Genomic DNA, 1,152 nt, shown 5'->3' with positions numbered 1-1,152 from the left:
CGGTGAGGGTGTTGTTCCAGTAGGGGAGTTGGTTGGTGTAGTGGGGTTGGGTGGCGGCTTGGGTGAGGGCGTGGGCCCAGGTGCGGAGGGGGGTGGTGGTGGGTTGGAGTTGGGGGGTGGTGTTGGTGGTGGCGGCGTGGTGGGCGGTGGCGAGGTCGGGGAGGAGGATGCGCCAGGAGACGCCGTCGATGGCGAGGTGGTGGATGACGAGGAGGAGTCGTCCGTCGGTGGTGGGTCCGTGGTCGAACCAGACGGCTTGGAGCATGATGCCGTTTTCTGGGTCGAGGCGGTGGCGGGCGGCTTCGGTTTCTTGGGTGATGTGGGTGTGGTTGGTGGGGGTGGTTTTGATGTGGTGGAGGAGTTGGTGGGGTTGGGGGGTGTGGTCGGGGGTGGGGATGTGGAGGGTCCAGGTGCCGTCGGGGTGGGTGGTGAGGTGGGTGCGGAGGGCGTCGTGGTGGTGGATGAGGGTGGTGAGGGCGGTGGTGAGGTGGTGGTGTTGGAGGTTGGGGGGGACGGTGACGGTGTAGGACTGGTTGAACTGGGTGATGGGGCCGCCGCCGTTGTGGAGCCAGTGGGTGATGGGGAGGAGGGGGAGGTTGCCGGTGGCGGGGGTGTTTGGGGTGGTGGGGGTGGGTGTTGTGGTGTGGGTGGTGTGGGTGGCGAGTTGTCGGACGGTTTTGTGTTCGAAGATGTCGCGGGCGGTGAGGGTGAGGCCGGTTTTGCGGGCGCGGCTGACGAGTTGGATGGAGGTGATGCTGTCGCCGCCGAGGTCGAAGAAGCTGTCGTCGATTCCGACGGTGTCGCGGCCGAGGACGGTGGCGAAGATGCGGCAGAGGGTTTCTTCGCGGTTGTTGCGGGGGCCTTGGGTGTTGCTGTTGCTGTTGCTGTTGCTGTTGCTGTTGTGGGTGGTGGGTGTGGGTAGGGCTTTGCGGTCGAGTTTGCCGTTGATGGTGAGGGGGAGGGCGTCGAGGGTGATGTAGGTGGTGGGGATCATGTAGGGGGGGAGGTGGGTGGTGGCGTGTCGGCGGATGTCTTCGGTGTCGATGTCTGGGTGGTTGACGGTGTAGGCGATGAGTTGTTTGTTGCCGGGGGGGTCTTCGTGGATGGTGACGGCGGCTTGGGTGATGTGGGGGTGGGTGGTGAGGGTGGTTT

1 protein-coding gene is annotated in these 1,152 nt (G+C 65.4%); it reads right to left on the bottom strand.

Annotated elements, in window-relative coordinates; all coding sequences use genetic code 11:
- Positions 1–1,152: condensation domain-containing protein (locus tag ACIQGZ_RS29565; protein WP_402607818.1), on the bottom strand; the 1,152-nt coding region annotated here is incomplete at both ends.

Source organism: Streptomyces sp. NPDC092296, from assembly GCF_044755465.1.
Taxonomy (GTDB): Bacteria; Actinomycetota; Actinomycetes; order Streptomycetales; family Streptomycetaceae; genus Peterkaempfera.
The sequence above is the reverse complement of the archived record's forward strand: the minus strand, read 5'-3'. Positions and strand labels throughout refer to the sequence as shown.